Here is a 20,235-nt window from a genome sequence, read left to right on the forward strand (position 1 = left end):
ATAGTTAGGGTTTTATGTAAAGATACGCACTGCTTTTTCGGGTTACTTGGCCCCACCATGCCCAAATCCTAAAGCTTTATGCTAAGATCGTAGAATGTTGGTGCGGGAAAAATGGTGAACTAGTGGACGCCAAAAGTGCCTAGCACCGCCCCGTGGCGCCGGCCCGTGTAGCGGCCGGCTTCCCTGCTGCTGTCGTAGCGGGGGCCGCGGGGTGCGGCAGCCCGTCCCGATGAACCTGCGCATTGTACTTTCTTCGCTTCTCACCGCCCTGCTGCTCACGGCCTTTCGCGCCGACAAGCCCGCGGCCGTGCAGCTGCAGCGCCTGCGCTGCGAGCTGCTCACCAACCCCGAAGGCATCGACGCCACCACCCCGCGCCTGAGCTGGGAGCTGAGCGGCCCGGCCCGCGGCCTGGAGCAAACCGCCTACCAGGTGCTGGTGGCCTCCACCCCCGACAAGCTGGCCGCCGACGAGGGCGACCTGTGGAACTCCGGCCAGGTCGCGTCGGCCCAATCGGTGCACGTGCGCTACGCCGGCCAGCCGCTGCGCAGCCGCACCCGCTGCTACTGGAAGGTGCGCACCTGGACCAGCCAGGGCCCCTCGGCCTGGAGCGCGCCGGCTTCCTGGAGCATGGGCCTGCTCAACTACCTCGACTGGAAAGGCCGCTGGATCGGCTTCGACCGCGCCTTTCCCTGGGACAAGGAAGAAAGCCACGCCCGCCTCTCGGCCCGCTACTTCCGCAAGGAGTTCCAGGCCGACAAGCCCATCCGCCAGGCCACGGCCTACATCATCGGGCTGGGCCTGTACGAGCTGCACCTGAACGGGCAGCGGGTAGGGGAGCAGGTGCTGGCCCCCGGCCCCACCGACTACGGCCAGGGCGTGAAGTACAACACCTACGACGTGACCGGCCTGCTCAAAGCCGGCCCCAACGCGGTGGGCGTGACCCTGGGCAACGGCCGCTTCTACGCCATGCGGCAGAACTACAAGCCCTACAAAATCAAGACCTTCGGCTACCCCAAGCTGCTCATGCAGATTGAGGTGACCTACGCCGACGGCACGCGCGACATCGTCAAGACCGACGACACCTGGCAGGGCACCGCCGACGGCCCCATCCGCACCAACAACGAGTACGACGGCGAGGAATACGACGCCACCAAGGAAATGAGCGGCTGGGCCTCGGCCGGCTTCGACGCCAAAAGCTGGCTCAAGGCCGAGCTGGTGCAGGAGCCCGGCGGCGCCTTCGAGGCGCAGATGAACGAGAACATGAAGGTGATGGAAACGCTCAAGCCCGTGGCCATCAAGCCCCTGGCTGGCGGCAAGTACATCCTCGACATGGGCCAGAACCTGGCCGGCTGGCTGCGCCTGCGGGTGCAGGGCAAAGCCGGGAATAAGGTGACGCTGCGCTTCGCCGAGACCCTGCAGCCCAGCGGCGAGCTGTACGTGCGCAACCTGCGCGACGCCCTGGTCACCGACGTGTACAGCTTAAAAGGCGGCACCCGCGAAACCTGGGAGCCACGCTTCGTCTACCACGGGTTCCGCTACGTGGAAATCAGCGGCTGGCCCGCCGGCGCGGCGCCCACCCTGGCCGACTTCGACGGCCGCGTGGTATATGACGACATGGCCACCACCGGCGCGCTGACTACTTCCGACGCCACCATCAACCAGGTGTACCGCAACGCCTACTGGGGCATCCGCAGCAACTACAAGGGCATGCCCGTGGACTGCCCGCAGCGCAACGAGCGGCAGCCCTGGCTCGGCGACCGGACCACCGGGGCCTACGGCGAGAGTTTCGTGTTCGATAACAGCCGCCTCTACGCCAAGTGGCTGCGCGACATCGAGCAGGCCCAGAAAGCCGACGGCAGCATCCCCGACGTGGCCCCCGCCTTCTGGCGCTACTACGGCGACAACGTGACCTGGCCCGGCACCTACCTCACCGTGGCCGACATGCTCTACCGCCAGTACGGCGACGAGCAGGTGCTGGCCCGCCACTACGACTCCATGCGCCGCTGGCTCGTCTACATGGGCCAGAACTACTCCGAAAACGGCCTCGTGACCAAGGACAAGTACGGCGACTGGTGTGTGCCGCCGGAGTCGGAGAAGCTCATCCACTCCAAGGATCCCGCCCGCAACACCGACGGCGTGCTCATTGCCAGCAGCACCTATTACCATATGCTGAACCTGATGCGCGGTTTCGCCGGCACCCTGGGCAAGACCAAGGACGCCGACGAGTACACCCAGCAGATGGCCACGCTGAAAACGGCCTTCAATCAGAAATTTCTGAACCCGGAAAGCTGCCAGTATTCGAACAACACCGTAACGGCCAACCTGTTGCCGTTGTCCTACGGCATGGTGCCGCCCGAGGCCGAGGCCAAGGTCTTCCAGAACATCGTCGACAAAATCATGGTGGAAAATAAAGGCCACATCAGCACCGGCGTCATTGGCACCCAGTGGCTGATGCGCGGCCTCACCCAGCGCGGCCGCCCCGACGTGGCTTTGCGCCTGGCCTCCAACCGCGACTACCCCAGCTGGGGCTACATGGCCGCCAACGGGGCCACCACCATCTGGGAGCTGTGGAACGGCAACACCGCCGACCCGGCCATGAACTCGCAAAACCACGTGATGCTGCTCGGCGACCTGCTCATCTGGCAGTACGAAAACCTGGCCGGCATCAAATCCGCCCCCGACGCGCCGGGCTTCCAGCGCCTGGAGATGAAGCCCACGCCCACGGCTGGTTTGACCTCGGTCAACGCTTCCTACCAATCGGTGCGCGGCCTGATCAAAAGCAGCTGGAAGCAGGACGCCAAGCGCTTCAGCTGGAATATCACGGTGCCCGGCAACACCAAGGCCCTGGTCTACATCCCGGCCAAGGACGCGGAGAAGGTGCAGGAAGGTGGCAAGAAAGCCACGTCGGCACCAGGCGTAAAGTTCCTGCGCCAGGAAGGCGACCGGGCCGTGTTTGAAGTCGGCTCCGGCGACTACGCTTTCGTGGTGAAATAAAAGGATTGACGGATACACCTATGATCTTGAAAACGAATACCTACCGGACTGGCCTGCTGGCGTTGTCCCTGACTTTTGGGATGGGCAGTAGTTGCGTCAGTGCATCGGTGGCGGTGCCTAGTGGTGAGCAGTTGGCGGCGGGCACGGTGCAGCCCGCGCCAGCCCCGGCGAAATGGTCGGAGCGTATGTTGCAGTCGGTGCTGAAGCGCAGCCCGTGGATGGCCGACGCCAGCCAAAAAGACACCTGGGGCTACACCCAGGGCCTAATTATCTACGCCCTGGAGCAGGTGTGGCGCCAAACCAAGGACCCGCAGTACCTGGCCTACATTCAGCGCTACGGCGACAAGATGATTGACGCCCAGGGCCAGATCAAAACCTATAAGCCGGAGGATTTCAACCTCGACAACCTCAACTCGGGCAAGGTGCTGTTTAACCTCTACGCCCAGACCAAGGACGAGAAGTACCGCAAGGCCCTCGACCAGCTCCGCGAGCAGCTGCGCAAACAGCCCCGCACGAGTGAAGGCGGCTACTGGCACAAGCTCAAGTACCCGCAGCAAATGTGGCTCGATGGAGCCTACATGGCCAGTCCGTTTCTGGCCCAGTACGCGGCTACTTTCAATGAGCCGGCCGCTTTCGACGAGGTAGCCAACCAGCTGATTTTGCTGGAAAAGCACCTGCGCGACCCCCAAACCGGCCTGCTCTACCATGGCTACGACGAAAGCCGGCAGCAGATTTGGGCCAACAAAACCACCGGTGCCTCGCCCAACGTCTGGGGCCGGGCTATGGGCTGGTACGGTATGGCCCTGGTCGACGTGCTGGACTACTTCCCCGCCAAGCACCCGCAGCGCAAGGAGCTGCTCCAGATTCTGGACCGCCTGGCCGTGGCCGTAGTGAAGTACCAGGACCCCAAATCGGGGTTGTGGTACCAGGTGGTGGATCAGCCCGCCAAGGCCGGCAACTACCTGGAGGCCTCGGCGTCGAGCATGTTCGTGTATGCCTTGGCGAAAGGGACCAACCGCGGTTATTTGCCCAAAACCTACCGCAGCGCGGCTGAGAAAGGTTACGCCGGCATCACCCGGCAGCTGGTGGAAGTGAAGCCCGATGGGGAAGTCAACCTGCTGCAGGTGTGCGAAGTAGCCGGCCTGAGCGCCGACCGGGACGGTAGCTACGAGTACTACATCAAGGAGCCGATTCGGGTAAATGACCCCAAGGGAACCGGCCCATTTATTCTGGCCAGTCTGGAGCTCAACCAATAGCCCTCCAGACTAGCCCCAACCACCCCGCATGAAAAAGACAGTTCTGACTTTATTAGGTAGCCTGCTGCTGCTAAGCGCCGCGGCCCAGACCAAGCCCTGGAAGCACGGCATCCTCACCGACGAGTTTATCCTAGAGAAAATGCCCTTTCCGGAAAGCCACGCCGCCACCATTGCCGAAACGCCCCGGGGCCTGGTCACGGCCTGGTTTGGGGGCACCAAGGAGCGTAACCCCGACGTCGGCATCTGGATCAGCCGGCAGGAAGACGGCCGCTGGACCGCCCCGGTGGAAGTAGCCAACGGCGTGCAGAGCGAAACCCTGCGCTACCCGACCTGGAACCCGGTCCTCTACCAGGTGCCCGGCGGCGAGCTGCTGCTCTTCTACAAAATCGGCCCCAAGCCCTCCGACTGGAAAGGCTACCTGCGCCGCTCCACCGACGACGGCGTGACGTGGTCGGCCGCGGAGGCGCTGCCCGACGGCTACATCGGGCCGGTGAAAAACAAGCCGGTTTTGCTGGCCGACGGCCGTTTGCTGAGCCCCACCAGCACCGAAGGCAGCGGGGGCTGGCGCGTACACCTGGAGGAAACCGCCGACAACGGCAAAACCTGGAAAATGATTGGCCCCATCGAAAACGGGGAAACCAAAGGCGCCATTCAGCCCAGCATTCTAAAGCACAAAAACGGCCAGCTCCAGCTGCTCTGCCGCAGCCGCGACCGGGCCATTCTGGAATCATGGTCGTCGGACCAGGGCCGGACCTGGACCCCGCTGGCCAAAACCACGCTGCCCGGCAACAACTCCGGCACCGACGCCGTGACGCTCAAGGACGGCCGTCAATTGCTGGTCTACAACCACGTGCTGCCGCCCGGCACCTTGGCCAAAGGCCCGCGCACCCCGCTGAACGTGTCGGTTTCCAAGGACGGCAAAACCTGGTACGCGGCGGCCATTCTGGAAGACTCGCCCATCAGCCAGTATTCCTATCCGTCGGTGATTCAAACCCGGGACGGGCTGGTGCATTTCGTGTATACCTGGCGGCGCAAGAGCATCAAGCATGCCGTGCTGGACCCGAAAAAGATGAAGCTGGTGAAAATTAAGGACGGCAAATGGCCCGCCATCAAAGGCTACAAAGCCCCGGAAGGCGCCGCCGAAATTACCAAGGACTGAATCCACTCATGTTCAAACCGCTTTACTTCTTCGCTGCCGGGCTTCTACTCACGGTTGCTACCACCGCCCGGGCCCAAACCTCGGACGAGCAATACCGCGAGCCGCTGCAGCAGGTGCTCGACGAAATCCAGCAGCGCTACGGGGTGAAAATCCGGCCCGACGCGGCCATGGTCAAGGACAAGTACGTGACCTACGCCCAGTGGCGCTTCCGCCCCGACGTGGAGGAAACCCTGCGCAACGTGCTGGGCCCCCTCGATTATCAGGCCGCCAAAACGGGCGACAAAACTTACAAGCTCAAAACCTACCAGTACCATCTCAAAACGCCGGAAGAAGGCGTCAGCCAGCTAAAAGAGTTGGCTGCCCGCTACCACGACCAGGCCAGTTGGGAACAGCGCAAAGCGGAACTGCGCAGCTGTATCTGGGACGCGTTGCGGCTTTCCCCGCTGCCCGCCAAGCCCGCCAGCAAGCCCCTCATCACGAACAAACGCACGTACGACGGTTACACGGTAGAAAATGTGGCCCTGGAAACCCTGCCCGGCGTGTACGTCACCGGCTCCCTGTACCGCCCGCTCAAGCCCACGGGCAAAATTCCGGTTATCATCAGCCCCGACGGCCACTTCGGCGACGGGCGCTACCGGGCCGATGCTCAAAAGCGCTGCGCCACGCTAGCCCGCATGGGCGCCCTGGTCTACAGCTACGATTTGTTTGCCTGGGGCGAGTCGCTGCTACAGTTCAAGCCCGAGGACCACCGCCGCAGCCTGGCCATGACGGTGCAGGCCCTGAACGGCCTGCGGGCCCTGGACTTTCTGCTAACGCAGAAAAACGCCGATACGGACCGGGTAGCCGTGACCGGTGGCTCGGGTGGCGGCAGCCAGACCATGCTGCTCACCGCCCTCGACGACCGAATTAAAGTCGGTGTGCCAGTAGTCATGCTCTCGACCTACCACAGCGGGGGCTGCCCCTGCGAAAGCGGCATGCCGGTACACCTCTGCGGGGGCGGCACCAACAACGCCGAATTGGCTGCTATGGCCGCCCCGCGCCCCATGCTGGCCATAACCGACGGTGGCGACTGGACCGCCCAGACGCCCGGCGTAGTCATGCCTTACCTGCAGAACATCTATGGCTACTACGGCAAGCCCGGCTTGGTACAGAACGCGCATTTTCCCAAGGAGGGCCACGATTACGGTGCCTCCAAGCGCCAAGCCATGTACCAGTTTATGGCCCAGCACCTGGCCCTGAACCTGCGCATGGCCCAGGATGCCAGCGGCCAGCTAGACGAAACCAAGGTGACCGTGGAGAAGCAGGAGCAACAGCTGGTATTCGGTCCGAAAGGGGAGGGGCTGCCGGCCAATGCCATCCACAGCTTCGAGGCTTTGCAGGCCTTGTTCAACCAGACTGCGGTGCCAGGCCAGGCCGACAAGAATTAGGTCTGCCCCCGTGTAGCGCGGTTCGGCGCCTGCGCCGTGGGTGCCGAACCGCGCCGTCTGCCCGAATAACCCAGAACCACCTTGGCGCCTTTGGCGCCAGCGCCAAGTACAGTTCAGCGCTACACTCAGACCCGCTTGATGATCCGCTCGATTCCCGCCAGCCTCCTCCTGCTACTCAGCGCACTGACCATGCCGGCCCGCGCCGCCGACATCTGGGTGGCCCCCAATGGCTCCGACCGCAACCCCGGCACCGCCGCCCAGCCCCTGGCTACCTTGACCATGGCCCTGCGCCAGGCCCGCGACCTGCGCCGTTTGCGCGACGCCTCGGTGCAGAACGGGGTGCATATCTGGGTGAAAGGCGGCGAGTATCGGCTAGCGGAGCCCTGGCTGTTTCGGCCCGAAGACGCCGGCACCGCCAGCAGTCCAACCATTATCGAAGCCGCGCCCGGGGAGCAGCCGGTACTGAGCGGCGGCATGTCGGTGACGGGCTGGAAGAAAGCAGCGGCAGCCGTGCCCGGCCTGCCCAAGGTAGCGCAGGGGCAGCTGTGGGTGGCCGATGCGCCTCTGCTGGCCGGCCGTACCTTTGATTTTCGCCAGCTCTGGGTAAACGGCCGCAAGGCCATCCGCGCCCGCACGCCCAACAACGACCAGCTGCCCCGCCTGCTGCGTTGGGACACCAACAAACGCGAAGCCTGGATTCCGGCCGCCGCGCTGGGTGGGGTGAAGCAGCCGGGCCAGCTGGAAATGGTGCTGCACCAGATGTGGGCCGTCAACGTGCTGCGGGTGAAGTCGGTAGTGGCGCAGGGCAAGGAAGCCCGCGTGACCTTCCACGAGCCCGAAAGCCGCATTCAGTTCGAGCACCCCTGGCCCCGGCCCATCATCGACGGCAAAAACGGCAGCTCGGCCTTCTACCTGACCAACGCCGTGGAGCTGCTGGATAAGCCCGGCGAGTGGTTTTACGATGCCGCCCGCGGGCAGCTACTCTACTGGCCACGCCCCGGCGAAAACCTGAGCACCGCGCAGGTGATAGTCCCCGCCCTCGAGACCCTGGTGCGCGTGTCGGGCTCACTTGACCAGCCAGTCAGCTACGTGCAGTTCCGGGGCCTGACTTTCGCCTATACTACCTGGCTGCGGCCCTCCGAGCAGGGCCACGTACCGCTGCAGGCCGGCTTGTTTATGCTCGATGCCTACTCCTTGAAAACGCCCGGCACTCCCGACAAGAAAGACCTCGAAAACCAGGCCTGGCTGGGCCGCCCGTCCGCTGCCGTGGAGCTGAGCGGGGCCCACCATACCAGCTTCACGCGCTGCCGCTTCGAGCATCTGGCCTCTGCCGGGCTCGACTACCGGAGTGGCACCCACGACGACGCCGTGACGGGCTGCACTTTCCGCGACATTGCCGGCAACGGCCTGCAAATGGGCAAGTTCTCCGACGAAGGCACCGAAACCCACCTGCCTTACAACCCCATCGACCCGCGGGAAATCTGCACCAACGAGGTGGTGGAAAACAACCTGCTGACCGACTGCGGCAACGAGGACTGGGGCTGCGTGGGCATAGCCGCCGGCTACGTGCGCCAGACTACCATTCGCCACAACGAAATCAGCCAAGTGCCCTACACCGGTATTAGCCTGGGCTGGGGCTGGACCAAAACGGCCAACGCCATGCACGATAACCGCTTGACCGGTAATTACATCCACCACTATGCCCAGCACACCTACGACGTGGCCGGCATCTACACGCTGTCGGCCCAGCCCGGCACCGTCATCAGTGAAAACCGGGTGGAGGAAATTGGGCACGCGCCCTACGTGCACGACCCGGACCACTGGTTTTACCTCTACCTCGACGAGGGCTCCTCCGGCATTACGGTGCAGGACAACTGGTGCCCGGCCGAGAAATTTCTGGCCAATGCCAACGGCCCAAACAACGTCTGGAAAAACAACGGGCCGATGGTGTCCGACGCCATTAAGCAGGCCGCCGGCCTGGAGCCCGCCTACCACGACCTGCGCGCTACTGCCGGCAAGTAAAGCCCTGAAGCTTGGCTTTGGACCACCGGTCATAACGGTCAGCAAAATATTACTTAACCCTACCTTATGCTGAATTCCCGCCTAAACCGCATTGCTTTCGTCGTGGCCCTGGCGCTGGGTGGGCAAGTACGGGCCCAGCAGGCCGCCAAAGCCACCTGGATCTGGTACCCGGGCGACTATGAAATCTGGCTTAGCAACCAGATGCAAAACCGCCGCACCGAGCGCGGCTCGTTTTTTCCGCCCTTCTGGCGCCTCGACAGCCACTACCCGCTCATCGACTTTCACCAGGACTTTGACCTGAAGCAGGCCGAGGAGGTGGAGCTGCGTGCCGAGGGCCAGTACAACGTCAAACTCGACGGCAAGCTCATCACCGGCTACCCCACGCGCCTGACGGTGCCCGCGGGCAAGCACCGGCTCAATATCAAAGTCTACAACCAGCAGCACGTACCGGCGGTGTTCGTGCAGGGCAAAACCATCGAGACGGATGGCAAGTGGCTGGTGACCTACGAGGACAAGGAGTGGATTGACGCCTCGGGCAAGGTGTCGGATCAGTCGGGCACCACCTGGCTGACGGCCGGGAGCTGGAACTTCGACGAGGCCCAGGCGCTGCCCTCGGCCTTCAAGCTCAAAACCGAGCCGCGGCGGGCCGCCAAGGTCACGCGCAACGCCGACGGCAGCCTGCTGGTGGATTTCGGGCGCGAAACCTTCGGCTACGTGCGCCTGCACGGGCTGCAAGGGCAGGGGCCGACGACCCTGTACTTCGGCGAGTCGAAGGAGGAGGCGCTGAGCGTGGAAGGCTGCGAGACGCTAGAGCGCCTGGAGGTAAACCAACCGCAGAAGGCCGACAAGCTCACGACGCTGACCAAGGCCTTCCGCTTCGTGAACATCCGGCCGGAAAAGGGCGTGACCGTGGATTCAGTGTCCATGCTCTACGAGTACGCGCCGCTAACGGAGCGGGGGCGGTTCCGGTGCTCGGATGAGCAGCTCAACAAGATCTGGGACGTGGCCGCCTACACCATGCAGCTGACGAGCCGGGAGTTTTTCATCGACGGCATCAAGCGGGATAGATGGGTGTGGTCGGGCGACGCCTACCAGAGCTACCTGATGAACTACTACCTGTACTTCGACACGCCGACGGTGAACCGCACCACCTTCGCTTTGCGCGGCAAGGACCCGGTGACCAGCCACGTGAACACCATCATGGACTACACCTTCTACTGGTTTATCGGCATCTACGACGCCTACCAGTACACCGGCGACAAAACCGTGGTGCAGCAGCTCTACCCGCGCATGCAAAGCCTGATGGACTACTGCCTGAGCCGGCGCAACCAGGACGGCTACATGGAAGGCCTGGCCGGCGACTGGGTGTTCATCGACTGGGCTGAGGGCCTGAGCAAAAAGGGCGAAGTCAGCTTTGAGCAGCTGCTCTTGTGCCGCAGCCTGGAAAGCATGGCTTTGTGCGCCAACGTGGTAGGCGACCAGGCCGGCGCCCGGAAGTACCAGCAGCTGGCCGCTGATCTGAAAGCCAAGATTTTCGCCACCTACTGGAACCCCGCCAAGGGCGCCCTGGTGCACAGCCGCGTCAACGGCCATCCCACCGACAACGTGACGCGCTACGCCAACATGTTCGCCATCTTCTTCGACTACCTCAGCCAGGAGCAGGAGCAGCAGGTGAAAAAATCAGTGCTGCTGAACCCGCAGGTGGCCAAAATCACCACGCCCTACATGCGCTTCTACGAGCTGGAAGCCCTCTGTGCCCTGGGCGAGCAGCCCTACGTGCTCAAGGAAATGAAGAACTATTGGGGCGGCATGCTCAGCGAAGGCGCCACCGCGTTCTGGGAAGAATACGACCCCGCGAAGAAGGGCACCGAGAACCTTTCCATGTACGGCCGGCCCTTCGGCAAAAGCCTCTGCCACGCCTGGGGCGCCAGCCCGATCTACCTGCTGGGTAAGTACTACCTGGGCGTCAAGCCTCTGTCGGCCGGCTACGCTACCTACGAAGTGGTGCCCACGCTCGGCGGCCTGCAGTGGATGGAAGGTTCGGTGCCCACGCCCCAGGGCGACATTGCCGTGCGCGCCACGCCCAAGGAATTGAAAGTAAAAGGCGCCAGTGGTACCGGTACGCTACGCTTTAAAAGCAAAAGCAAGCCCAGCGTCAAAGGCGCCAAAATCCAAGCGAAAGGAGGCGGGCAGTACGAGCTGCAGCTGCAGCCCGGCCGCGAGTACGTGGTACGGTATCAGGCCCTCTGACAGAACAACGACTGCGTACGGCTGCGCAATCTTCTGCGCACTAGGGGCGCAGTCAACCCCCAGCTAGTTCTCCTGGTGAGAAAACCTTTTTCAGCTATTGGGGTTTTGATACCAATCGGTATATTTGCCCCGTCTTCCACCCGCTACCATGTCCAAAGCCGAGCGCACCCGCCAGTTCATCATCGAGCAGACCGCCCCGATTTTCAACAAGCAGGGCTACGTGGGTACCTCCCTCAACGACCTGACGGCCGCCACTGGCCTCACCAAGGGCGCCATCTACGGCAACTTCGAAAACAAGGAGGAAGTGGCCCTGGCCGCCTTCGATTACAACCTGGGGCTGGTGCACGAAGGCCTGAACGCGGGCCTCTACAGCGCCGCCACCGTGCGCGAGAAGCTGCTGGCCATGCCCCGTTTCTACCGCGAGGCTTACCCGACGTTCTGCCAGCGCGGCGGCTGCCCGGTGCTCAATGCCGCCATCGAAACCGACGACGCGCCGCCCACGGCCTTACGCCAGCGGGTGCAAGACAGCCTGGCCCGCTGGCACCGCAACGTGGTGCGCCTCATCGAACAGGGCCAGCAGACCGGCGAGATTCAGCCCGCGGCTGAGGCGGGCCGCTACGCTACTTTGTTTATTGCCCTGACCGAAGGCGGAATCATGGTGGCCAAAGCCACCGGCGACGCCAAGGCGCTCTACACCAGCCTGGCCCACATCGAGCAGCTCATCGAAAAGGAGCTGGTGGTACGCTGACTTTTTTTTGCCTGTGAATATACCGATTGGTATAAAATTAACTCAACCTCTTTTCTCATGCCTGAGCTAAAACGAGTGGTCATTACCGGCGTCGGGGCGCTGACGCCCATTGGAAACACAGCCGCAGCCTTCGGGCAGGCCCTGCGCGCGGGCGTCAGCGGGGCCGGGCCTATCACCCGCTTTGATGCGGCCAAGTTCAAGACCCGCTTTGCCTGCGAAGTAAAGGGCTTTGAGCCGCTGAGCTTTTTCGAAAAGGCTGAGGCGCGCAAGTATGACCTGTTTACCCAGTACGCGCTGGTAGCTGCCGACGAAGCCATTCGCCACGCCGGCCTCGAATTCGGGACGCTGAACCGCAACCGGATCGGCGTGATCTGGGGTTCGGGCGTGGGCGGACTGGGCACCGTACAGGAACAGTTGCTGGAGTTTGCCCGCGGCGACGGTACCCCGCGCTTCAATCCCTTTCTGGGCACCAAGATGCTGGTTAACATTGCCGCTGGACTGATTTCCATCCGCTACGGGCTGCGCGGGCTGAACTTCACTACCGTTTCGGCCTGCGCCACCTCCACCACGGCTATCATTGAGGCTTTTAACTACCTGCGCTGGGGCCAGGCCGATGTACTGATTGCGGGCGGTTCGGAAGCGGCTATTAATGAAGTCGGGGTGGGCAGCTACAACGCTCTGCGCGCCCTTTCGACTCGCAATGACGACCCGGCCACTGCCTCCCGGCCCTTTGACCAGGCCCGCGACGGGTTCGTGGTAGGCGAGGGAGCCGGAGCCTTGGTGCTGGAAGAATACGAGCACGCCCGGCGGCGCGGAGCCACCATTCTAGCCGAAGTAGTTGGCGGAGGCATGGCCGCCGACGCCTACCACCTCACTGGCACCCACCCCGAAGGCGAAGGCGCTTACCTGAGCATGCAGGCCGCCCTGGACGACGCCGGTCTGCACGCCGCCCAAATCGACTACCTGAACGCCCATGCCACTTCTACCGGTCTGGGGGATGCTTCCGAGCTACAGGCCATAACGCGGGTATTCGGGCCGGCGCCCCACCTGCATATCAGCGCCACCAAATCCATGACCGGCCACCTGTTGGGAGCAGCCGGGGCGGTGGAAGCCATTGCCTGCGTGCAGGCCGTGCAGGATGACGCAGTGCCGCCGACCATCAATACCCGGGAGCCCGAGGCCGAGTTTGCGCACCTGCAACTCACGCTGGGGCAGGCCGCTTACCGCCCCGTGTCCTACGCCATGAGCAATTCCTTTGGCTTTGGCGGGCACACGGCTACGCTCATCGTGCGCAAGTACCAGGGCCACTAACGACTTCATTTTCCGGCTGCGGCCGGAGTTTTTCTTTCACTCATTTTCTTACCAACCTCGTCATGAAAACCATCAATCACACGGCTCTTATTACCGGCGGCGGCTCGGGCATCGGGCTGGCTATTGCGCGTGTACTGAGCCAGCAGGGCAACCGCGTCATCATCACCGGCCGCAACGAAGCGCGCCTGCAGCAGGCCGCCGCCGAGTTGCCCGGCGTCACGCCCATTGCCTGCGACGTAAACGACGCGGCGTCGGTGCGCCGGTTAGTAGAGCGGATCGAAGCTGAGTTTGGGGAATTGAGCCTGCTGGTCAATAATGCTGGGCACGCCGCGGCCTACGAGTTGCTGCCTGGGGCCGGGGCCCACGCCATGGCCGAGGCCGAAATGCAAACCAACTACCTGGCTGTCGTCCGGCTGACTGAAGCCCTGTTGCCGGTGCTGCAGCGCCAGCCCGAGGCGGCGGTGGTAAACGTGTCGAGCATCGTGGCTTTCGTGCCCTCGGCCATCGTCCCGACCTATACGGCCAGCAAGGCGGCGCTGCATTCCTACACCCAGAGCCTGCGCCACACCCTGAGCCAGCACCTGCCGGGCGTGAAGGTGTTTGAGCTGATGCCGCCGCTGGTGGATACCGAGTTTTCGGCCGTCATTGGTGGGGCTAATGGCATTGCGCCCCGGCAGGTGGCCGAAGCCTTGCTGACGGCCCTGGAGCAGGACGTGTTCGAAATCCACGTGGGGCAAACTGCCGACCTCTACCGCCTCGCTCTGGCCAACCCGGCCCAGGCCTTTGCCGTGATGAACAGCAGGTTCCAGGCTGCCGGAGCCCACTAAGCTGCCGTCTTGCTGGTTGCGGGATGAGCAGGCATGACGCGCTGGCTTCGGGAGCTACGCCAGCTCCTGAGGCCGGCGCGTCGGTTGTGAACAGCCTACTGCAGCAGCACTGCCACGTCGGCCCGGCGCGACTCGGGCGTTACTTTCAGGTTCTGGACCTTCCCATCTTTCACGGTGCATTCCACGGTGGTCTGGTAGGGGGCGTGGAGCTTGAAATGCACGTCCCAGCTTTTGGGCCAGGCCGGCAGCAGGTAGATTTTCCGCTCGTGGGTTTGCAGCAACATTTCCTGCAGGCCAATCATGCCCGCGCCGCCCCAGTTGTGGTCGGGGGCCCAGTCGTAGCCCGGGCCCCAGAAGGCGGGGAAGCGGCGGCCGGAGTCCTGCAGCTTCTGCACCGTGAGGGCGGCGGCTTCGTCGGTCAGGCCCAGGCGGGCGGCGAAGATATTGTGCTGCTTCCAGCCGATGTGGGAGCGGAATTTCTGCACGTCCGGGTCGTAGCGGTAGGTATTCCGGGCGGTTTCCAGGTCGGGCTTGCCAATGCCGTAAAGGCCCCAGGGAAACACCGGGTAGAGCTGCGGGCTTTCCACGTTGTTGACCCGCTCCCAGCTTTTGGCCGGTGCCAGCATCTTATGGCCATCAGTTTCACGGAAGCTGATATCGGGAATTCGGCCGAGCAGGGCCGTCCAGGTCCTGCGCTGCTCCGCGGTGCCGACTTGTGGCGGCAGCGCCAGCAGACGCGTGAGCACCGTACGTAGGCCGCTGATGGTGGCCGTGGAGTTGTAGGCCATCTTGTAGGTCTCGGCGCCCGAGCCGGGGTAGAGTACGAGGTGACCTTCACCGTCGAGGGACTTGGCACCGCGCTGCCGGGCCAGCTGCTGGTAGTGCTGGTCGAAGAAGGTCAGGCAGCTTTCGATGAAGCGCAAATAGGGCCGCACGTCCTGGGCAGCGTACTGCTGAGCGTCGAGCATCATCAGGCAGAATTCCAGCACGGTGTCCCACTCGTATTCCAGCCAGGCGTTGTACTCCAGGCCCTTGTCGAATTCGGCGGGGCGCTTCCAATTGTACTCGGCGGGGTTGGGCAGGCCAAAGTTTTCGAGCTGCTCGGTGAAACAGGCGCCGGGGTGGTTCCAGTAGGTCTGGCTGCGCAGCTCCGCGTTCCGAAGAATGCGCAGGTAGAAGTCGAACTGGGGCTGCATGAGGGCCACGTCGCCGCTTTTGAGCAGGGGCCAGTACACCAGGCGCTGGTTCTGGGCTGTGTGGGTACCGCCGCCCCAGTTGCGGAAGTCGGGAGTAAACTTAAGTGTAGAGTCGGTCAGGGCCGGGTCGTAGGTAAACAGGCCGCCGTTGAACTTAGTCGGCCACTGGCTCAGGGCGTTGCAGCCGAGCAGGTAGCGCATCAGCTGGTAGTTGCGGCCGGCCTGCCACTCGGCGCTGTTTGGGGCTGACTTGCCCGGCTGCACATGGATAAAGCTGCGCTGCCAGAAGCTGCGCCACCAGGTCAGGGTCTGCTGCCGGGCAGCTTTGGGGTTGTGCTGGGCGGCGCGTAGTGTCTGCTGCAGTTCCTGCTGCCACTGCGGCAGGCTGGGCGTGTGGCTGGTGTGCAGGGCCAGGGTAAGTGAATGACTACGAGCGGCCGAGTGGCTGCGTAGGGCGTAGGCGCGGAAGGGTGTGCGTTGGTACTCGCCCTCGGTGGTGCCGGCGGACTGCATGTTCTCACCCGTCAGCACGCCGCCGAACACCAGGTTTTGCAGCGGGTTGAACAACTGGGATTTCACGGCTTCGAGGCCCTGCTGGCGCACGGTCACGTCGAAGACGGTTACGGGGCGGTTTTGGTGCACGAATTCCACCGTGCCGCTGCGAAATGCAATACTGTCGTGGCGGGTGCGCACCTCGCCCTGCGGGGCCCACTTGTAGGAGTTCTGGTTGTTTTCCTTGCCTTTGAGCACCCGGTCCTGGTGGCGCCAGCTTTCGTAGCGGGCCTCGGCGCTGAGCTTTTGGTTGCTGCTGACTTCGACATGCACCACGGGGCGGAACACGTCGACCCAAATGTGTACCTGGGCTTTCAATGGGCCTTTCGCGCCAGTTAGCGTCACGTCGCCGGTTTGCAGGTTCAGGGTTTGGGTGAAACTGCTGCCAGGCTCGAACGGGTTGGGGGTCAGGCGCAGGCGTACGCGCCCGAGCTTAAGCAGGGAGTTATTCTCGTCGAAGGTGCCGCTGCGGGCCGCGTAGAAGAGCACGTCACCATTCTCGCTCCACACGTTCAGGCCGATGTCGCCGCCGCCGCAGGGCATGGATTCGGCGGCGTTCCGGCTCGGGCTGGTCCAGGTGATGTTGTTGGTGGCCAGCTCAGGGCTTTGGGCGGAAGCTCGAAGGCTCGTTAGAAGCAGTAGGAAGGCCCAGGCGGTAGTTTCTCGCCGTCTTTGGCAGAAAACGCCTCCCTTCGGTTCGCAGAGGAAAAACGCAGTATTCCGCCGGGGTCTGCTGCCTGAGCCCGGCGAAATACTGCGCCTAACACGGCGAAACCCTGCGAGAAATGATGGCAGCCTGTTCATTGCGCCCAGTCGTCGGTGCGGAACGAGGACACCGGCAGGCCTTCGGTGCTGTAGAGCGTGGCGCGGGTGAAGTCCCGGAAGGCGTAGCGTACGGCCACGGGCTGCTTGACCTGCTCGGCCGTGACCTTTATCGTGCTGCCGTCGATACTGGCTTTGGCCGGGTACCATTTCTGGTCGGCGCCGGCTACTTCGAAACCCGTCAGCGCCTCTCCGAAGCTCGTCATGCCGTTGGGAGCATTGCGGAACTTCACCAGTGCGGTGCCCTCTTTTACTTCCACGGACTCGTAGGCCGGGCTGCCCGCCCCGAAGCCCTTGCGGCCGTAGGTTTTCTGCAGGGCCAGCAAAGCCAGGCGCTGCCCGCCGGGCTCTTTGCGCATGGGGTGGATACTGGCTTCCTCGCCCACGTCGAGCAGCACGGCCATGGCCGCGTTGGGAATCTGGCTTTCGGCCTGGCGCTGAGCGTCGCGCAGAAAGGCCGAGTTAAACTTGCCGCCCTGGTTGTAGGGCGGCAGCTGGGCGTAGTTGTAGGGCGCAATCTGAGCGTAGTAAAACGGAAATTCGCCCTGGCCCCACTCGGCGCGCCATTGCTTCACCAGGGCCTGCAGCCGGGCCGGGTACTCATCCGGGTGCTCGTAGTTCGATTCGCCCTGGTACCACAAGGCCCCGCGAATACCGAAGCCAGCCACCGGGTGCAGCATGCCGTTGTAAAGCGTAGTGGGCGTGCGGTTCACAACCTGGATGGAGTCAGTTTTGGGCGGGATGCTGATGCCCGCAAACTGCCGTAAGGTTTCCTCACTCATCCACGCCTCGATGGTGGAGCCGCCGTAGCTGCAGTTAATCAGGCCTACCGGTACGTGCAACTGCTCCTGCAGCAGCCGGCCAAAAAAGTAAGCCGTGGCGCTAAAGTTCGATACGGCTTCGGGCTCGGCCAGCTTCCAGACGAAGGGCTTGCTGTTGTCTTTGGGCGCGGTGCGGGAGTTGCGCGGCACGTTGTAGAGGCGGATGTTGGGGTTGGCCGAGTGTAGAATAGCTTCGTTGGAGCCCAGAATCGGCTGGCCCTTGAAGCCCTTCATCGGCATTTCCATATTCGACTGCCCGCCGCAGAGCCAGACCTCACCCACCAGCACGTTGTGCAACGTTACGGGCTTTCCGTCGCCACTGAAACCTACCGTGTAAGGCCCACCGGCGGCGGGCGTTTTCACCTTGAGCTTCCAGCGGCCTTTGTCGTCGGCCTGGGTTTGGTACTTGGCCTTCGCCCACGACGGGGCCACGGTGATTTTGCTGCCCGGCTTGGCCCAGCCCCAGACGGCGCACTCGGCCTGCTGCTGGAAAATCATGTTGTCGGTGAAAATAGAGGGCAGACGCAGTTCGGCCCGCAGCAACAGTGGGGCCAGGAGCAGGGCGGCGGAAAATAGGAAAGGCTTGGCGTTCATGCGAATGAGTGCCTCACCCCCCGGCCCCCGCTCCGAAAAGGGAATGCGGATCAAGCATTCTTCGGGAGAGCCAAGAGGGAAGGGAGTGTTTTCTGTGAAGTTGCAGTGAGAAGGCGAGGAGTTGGAACCAAGTAGCGGGCATCAGTGCTGATGTCAGGCGCCCTTACCGACTCAGTGGAATCCAGACTTCCATGTCGGCGTGGCCGCGGTTGCCCCAGGCGTAGTAGGGCACCAGCGTGAGGGGCACGATGGTAGGCCTGCGGGCCGATACCGGACGGTAGAGCTGCCCGTTCCACTGCGGCTCGGCGGCCAGCTCACCCTTGCCGGTGAGGCTCATTACCTGACTGCCTTCGATGATGAGCGGCTTGGGCGTGAGCTTGATAGTAGCCGGGATGGTGAGGGCCGACAGCGGCTGACCCGCCGGAAAGTCCTTGGTTTCGAGGCAGTACACGATGGGCCCGCGCTTCACGGCTACCTGGTTGCGGGTTTCCTCCACCAGCGGATTGGCTTCGACTAGCTGCGCCGGCATGGGCAAGGTCAGCTCTACTTTGTCGCCGCTTTTCCAGGCGCGGTTGATTTCGGCGTACGTACCTGGCGTCAGCGCCACCGACTGCGCCTTGCCGTTTACGAGCACCTTGGCGCCCTCGGCCCAGCCCGGAATACGCAGGAACACGGAAAACACCGTGGCCGTGGCCTCCTGCACCGTCAGTTGCACGGCGCCATCCCAGGGGTAGTTGGTGGTTTGCTGAAGCTTGATGCCGACGCCGTTTTTCAGCTTCGTGCTGAGGTTGTTGGCGCCGTACAGGTTCAGCCACAGGCCTTTCTCAGATACGCTGTAGGCGTAGTTACCGACTTCAGCCACGGTGCGCACCACGTTGGGCGGGCAGCAGTTGGAGAGGCTGATGTAGTCGACGCGGTCCTTGCTCCAGCGCTGCTGGAAAGGTAGGGCATCGGAATAGGCCAACGGGTTGGTGTAGAGAAATTTCTTGCCGTCGAGGCTGATGCCGCTCAGCACGCTGTTGTAGAGGGCCGTTTCCAGCACGTCGGCGTATTTGGCCTCGCCAGTGAGCTGCAGCATGCGCCAGTTCCAGAGCACGTTGCCGATGTTGGCGCAGGTTTCGCCGTGGGCCGTGTGGTTAGGCAGCTGGTAGGCGCGCCCGTAGGCCTGGTGGATTTTCTGCACCGTGTCGGGCTTGTAGGCCGTCCCGTCGGGCGAGACGCCGTCGTAGAGGGCCCCGCAGGCGCCGGTGACGTACATCTTGCGCGAGGTCACGTCGTCCCACATCTTGTTGAGGGTGGTGAGCAGGGTCGCGTCGCCGGTTTCAGCGTACACGTCGGCCACCCCGGCAAACAGGTAATTGGCGCGCACGGCGTGGCCCCCGGCTTTCTGCATCTGCCGGAAGGGCAGGCGGTCCTGGTTGTCGTCGGTGCCGATGTCGCCGGCCAGCCCGCGGATGTTGATCAGCTGCTGGGCCAGCTCCAGGTAGCGCGGGTCGTGGGTGGTGCGGTACATTTCCACCACGCCCATGTAGTGCGAGGGGCAGATGGCGTTGCGGGCCAACTCGGGCGAGGAGCGTTTGTAGAAGCTGTAGAGGTAGTCGGTGGCCTTTTTGGCCAGGTCCAGCATCGTGGTTTTGCCGGTGGCGCGGTAGTGCACGCAGGCGGCCGTCATCAGGTGGCCCAGGTTGTAGCTTTCAAAGTTGAGCCGGTCCTGAAAGGCGGTGCTCTTGCCCGTATTCAAAGCCGCAATGGTGGCCTGGGTGTTCAGGTAGCCGTCGGGGCGCTGACACTTGGCAATGACCTGGATGGCCTCGTCCATCATCTGATCCAGCTTCGGGTCGTGGGTAGTGGCGTAGGTGGCAGCCACGGCTTCGAGCAGCTTGTAGAAGTCGCCGTCGTGGAAGGGCGGCCCTTTGTGCTCACCCTTTTGCAGGCCGGCGGCAATTTCGAAGTTGCGGAAGGCGTGGTTGCGTACCGGGTCGTGGTACAGGGCCCACATGGTCGGAATCATGGACTCGCGCAGCACCTGGAACCGGTCGGCCCAGAAGCCGCCTGGCTGCCACTGCACGCTGCTCAGGTCTACGCCGCTGAGCTTGGCGTACTTGCTGGTGCTGGTATTGACAAGGCCCTTGTCTTGGGCAGCAACCGGGCGGGCAGCCACGGCCAGACCGGTGAGCAGGGCCGCGGTGAGAAACTTATAAGTGAGGTAATTCATGCGCATACGATGTGAATGAAGCCGTTATGTTGAGCGAAGT

The 20,235-nt window shown here is 63.2% G+C and carries 12 protein-coding genes; 9 read left to right on the forward strand and 3 right to left on the reverse strand.

What is annotated here, in order from left to right; translation table 11 throughout:
- Positions 1-229 precede the first annotated feature (229 nt).
- The 9 genes from MUN80_RS15245 (at position 230) to MUN80_RS15285 (ending at position 13,995) form a co-directional block, all read left to right on the forward strand.
- Positions 230-2,995: an alpha-L-rhamnosidase gene (locus tag MUN80_RS15245; RefSeq protein WP_244714265.1), complete on the forward strand. Its 2,766-nt coding sequence runs from the start codon at positions 230-232 to the stop codon at positions 2,993-2,995.
- Between the two features lie 20 nt (positions 2,996-3,015).
- A complete protein-coding gene (locus MUN80_RS15250; protein WP_445991632.1) occupies positions 3,016-4,251 on the forward strand; it encodes a glycoside hydrolase family 88/105 protein in 1,236 nt (411 codons plus the stop codon).
- Between the two features lie 28 nt (positions 4,252-4,279).
- Complete coding sequence (locus tag MUN80_RS15255; protein ID WP_244714269.1) at positions 4,280-5,410, forward strand: sialidase family protein; 1,131 nt, start codon at positions 4,280-4,282, stop codon at positions 5,408-5,410.
- Positions 5,411-5,418: 8 nt separating this feature from the next.
- Positions 5,419-6,837, forward strand: a complete 1,419-nt coding sequence (locus MUN80_RS15260; protein ID WP_244714270.1) for an alpha/beta hydrolase family protein — start codon at positions 5,419-5,421, stop codon at positions 6,835-6,837.
- Between the two features lie 138 nt (positions 6,838-6,975).
- A complete protein-coding gene (locus MUN80_RS15265; RefSeq protein ID WP_244714272.1) occupies positions 6,976-8,859 on the forward strand; it encodes a right-handed parallel beta-helix repeat-containing protein in 1,884 nt (627 codons plus the stop codon).
- 66 nt (positions 8,860-8,925) lie between these two features.
- The gene (locus MUN80_RS15270) at positions 8,926-11,109 is read left to right on the forward strand and encodes an alpha-L-rhamnosidase-related protein (RefSeq protein WP_244714274.1); all 2,184 of its coding nucleotides are present in this window, start codon (positions 8,926-8,928) and stop codon (positions 11,107-11,109) included.
- Positions 11,110-11,257: 148 nt separating this feature from the next.
- Positions 11,258-11,857 carry a TetR/AcrR family transcriptional regulator gene (locus MUN80_RS15275; RefSeq protein ID WP_244714276.1) on the forward strand — a complete coding sequence of 200 codons (600 nt, stop codon included), beginning with the start codon at positions 11,258-11,260 and terminating at the stop codon, positions 11,855-11,857.
- A gap of 57 nt (positions 11,858-11,914) precedes the next feature.
- Positions 11,915-13,168 (forward strand): beta-ketoacyl-ACP synthase II, encoded by a 1,254-nt coding sequence (gene fabF / locus MUN80_RS15280; RefSeq protein ID WP_244714278.1) that lies wholly within the window; start codon positions 11,915-11,917, stop codon positions 13,166-13,168.
- Between the two features lie 62 nt (positions 13,169-13,230).
- A complete protein-coding gene (locus MUN80_RS15285) occupies positions 13,231-13,995 on the forward strand; it encodes an SDR family oxidoreductase (protein ID WP_244714279.1) in 765 nt (254 codons plus the stop codon).
- Between the two features lie 95 nt (positions 13,996-14,090).
- Here MUN80_RS15285 and MUN80_RS15290 read toward each other — a convergent pair whose 3' ends face one another.
- The 3 genes from MUN80_RS15290 to MUN80_RS15300 form a co-directional block, all read right to left on the reverse strand.
- Positions 14,091-16,496 carry a DUF5703 domain-containing protein gene (locus MUN80_RS15290; RefSeq protein ID WP_375373988.1) on the reverse strand — a complete coding sequence of 802 codons (2,406 nt, stop codon included), beginning with the start codon at positions 16,494-16,496 and terminating at the stop codon, positions 14,091-14,093.
- Positions 16,497-16,543: 47 nt separating this feature from the next.
- Positions 16,544-17,980, reverse strand: coding sequence for a sialate O-acetylesterase (locus MUN80_RS15295; protein WP_244714283.1), 1,437 nt, complete (start codon positions 17,978-17,980; stop codon positions 16,544-16,546).
- A gap of 163 nt (positions 17,981-18,143) precedes the next feature.
- On the reverse strand, positions 18,144-20,195 hold the full coding sequence (locus MUN80_RS15300; protein WP_244714284.1) for an aceric acid hydrolase: 2,052 nt from the start codon (positions 20,193-20,195) through the stop codon (positions 18,144-18,146).
- Between the last annotated feature and the right edge of the window lie 40 nt (positions 20,196-20,235).

This window comes from Hymenobacter cellulosivorans, from assembly GCF_022919135.1.
In the GTDB taxonomy this organism is placed as follows: Bacteria; Bacteroidota; Bacteroidia; order Cytophagales; family Hymenobacteraceae; genus Hymenobacter; species Hymenobacter cellulosivorans.

Excerpts from the sequence above, each read along its gene's own strand:
- MUN80_RS15245 (WP_244714265.1), top strand. The coding sequence starts at position 230 with ATGAACCTGCGCATTGTACTTTCTTCGCTTCTCACCGCCCTGCTGCTC.
- MUN80_RS15250 (WP_445991632.1), top strand. The coding sequence starts at position 3,016 with ATGATCTTGAAAACGAATACCTACCGGACTGGCCTGCTGGCGTTGTCC.
- MUN80_RS15255 (WP_244714269.1), top strand. The coding sequence starts at position 4,280 with ATGAAAAAGACAGTTCTGACTTTATTAGGTAGCCTGCTGCTGCTAAGC.
- MUN80_RS15260 (WP_244714270.1), top strand. The coding sequence starts at position 5,419 with ATGTTCAAACCGCTTTACTTCTTCGCTGCCGGGCTTCTACTCACGGTT.
- MUN80_RS15265 (WP_244714272.1), top strand. The coding sequence starts at position 6,976 with ATGATCCGCTCGATTCCCGCCAGCCTCCTCCTGCTACTCAGCGCACTG.
- MUN80_RS15270 (WP_244714274.1), top strand. The coding sequence starts at position 8,926 with ATGCTGAATTCCCGCCTAAACCGCATTGCTTTCGTCGTGGCCCTGGCG.
- MUN80_RS15275 (WP_244714276.1), top strand. The coding sequence starts at position 11,258 with ATGTCCAAAGCCGAGCGCACCCGCCAGTTCATCATCGAGCAGACCGCC.
- fabF (WP_244714278.1), top strand. The coding sequence starts at position 11,915 with ATGCCTGAGCTAAAACGAGTGGTCATTACCGGCGTCGGGGCGCTGACG.
- MUN80_RS15285 (WP_244714279.1), top strand. The coding sequence starts at position 13,231 with ATGAAAACCATCAATCACACGGCTCTTATTACCGGCGGCGGCTCGGGC.
- MUN80_RS15295 (WP_244714283.1), bottom strand. The coding sequence starts at position 17,980 with ATGAACGCCAAGCCTTTCCTATTTTCCGCCGCCCTGCTCCTGGCCCCA.
- MUN80_RS15300 (WP_244714284.1), bottom strand. The coding sequence starts at position 20,195 with ATGAATTACCTCACTTATAAGTTTCTCACCGCGGCCCTGCTCACCGGT.